Source organism: Peribacillus sp. P4_C12, assembly GCF_056402095.1.
In genome coordinates, this window is the sequence record NZ_JBFUIB010000727.1 from 1 (window position 1) to 1,529 (window position 1,529).

At 34.9% G+C, this 1,529-nt stretch carries 2 protein-coding genes; both read left to right on the forward strand.

Features of this window, described 5'->3' with window-relative positions; all coding sequences use genetic code 11:
* Positions 1-616 precede the first annotated feature (616 nt).
* On the forward strand, positions 617-805 hold the full coding sequence (locus AC1DUW_RS28435) for a cytochrome P450 (protein ID WP_201783550.1): 189 nt from the start codon (positions 617-619) through the stop codon (positions 803-805).
* A 146-nt stretch (positions 806-951) separates the two neighbouring features.
* Positions 952-1,521 carry a hypothetical protein gene (locus AC1DUW_RS28440; RefSeq protein WP_477644133.1) on the forward strand — a complete coding sequence of 190 codons (570 nt, stop codon included), beginning with the start codon at positions 952-954 and terminating at the stop codon, positions 1,519-1,521.
* Positions 1,522-1,529: the final 8 nt, after the last annotated feature.

Genomic DNA, 1,529 nt, shown 5'->3' on the forward strand with positions numbered 1-1,529 from the left:
CGAAACCCATCGGGGAAAATATTAAAAACAACATTGCGGGATTCCTTTGCAAATGATAGAAATGGAATCTTTCATATTAATTAATTTTTTCTATTACCGAAACAAGTTGAAAAGCAACTGCGTTGATTAGGCAGTTGCTTTTTTTTATTAAATAGACTATCGCTAATAGGTTTAAAATAACAGCCTTTGCTCCTTGTGAGTAAAAGGCTGTTTTAGAGGATAAGGGGAGTATTTTGTTAAATAAGTTTATAAACACCTATAAAAAAAGTTATAGTGTTGAATTTTTTTAGTCAAAACTCTAGTTTTTCTCAACTACAGTACAAGCCATTTTATATAAAAGTCATATCATGTATAAAAGGCAGGATATGATCGAAATTACGGCCCTTCTTCGCCTGGGGATTTCATGAAATTTACCTATACTCAAAAAATGATCTAGGAATCGATGCTTTTTTTCCTCCTGTCTTCACTGGATGTGAAGTGGAGGAGGAGGTGGAGATAAATAAGTATCAATTTAAAAAAGGAATGTGTTCCTGGTAAGCCAGTATGTAATGCACCGAAAGCCCGAGTATTTCTATAATATATAGTCTTTTAAGCCTGAACGATTGAAAATAATTTTGTGAAAACCATCCGGATATATGCCTACTTTTCATTTGGCGGAGGTCCGAGAGATTGTATTGGTAATTATTTTGCATTGATGGAAGCAGTGCTTGTGCTTGCGACTATTGCAAAGCGGTACAAGCTAAGGGTAGTTTCGAATCATCATGAAGTAAAGCCCCATCCATCTCGGTCGGCTATCAACCAGTAGCAAAATAAATAATATCTCAACACCCCAATATAAACAGCTAGAACACAATCTTTTACTTAGTGACTCTTCTAAGTATATGTTTTTCAATATCCCTGGAAATATCATTCTATAGTTACAAATTTTTAAAAAAAGGAGACGTTTAGGGGATGTGCCCAATTAACAATGGTAATGAAAGAATACTGTCTAATGAAAGTTCTATGTTGTCCCGTGAAGAGATAAAATCCATTGAATCCTGGATATCCCAAATGGGAATATACCAATTTTTTAAAACGGCAAAACAAAAAATGGTTACTGCTAAAAAAACTCTAAAATTCAAGTATAAAATGATTGGATATGGTTATAACAGAATTGTCTATGATCTCAATAATGGCTATATCTTAAAAATTGCACTGTGTGAAGTAGGATTAATGGGCAACGCAAATGAAGCATACATTTATAATAACTGCAATGAGGAAGCCCAAAAGTACCTATGTCCGGTTAAGGAGTTTGGGTCTGGCTGGATTATTATGAAGAAGATGGGCACAAAAGTGCCACTTGCAATCATGGAATATACGAAACTAATCGAGTTGGAATTAAAATTCCTAAGATATGGCATTATTCCAATAGATTTGCGGTTAGATAATGTCGCATTTTCCGAGGATAATGAAATGGTTGTCATTGATTACGGCCTATTCACCATGGATCTCAAAAGCCCTGTGTTGCGTTGGTTCGATTGACGATGGGG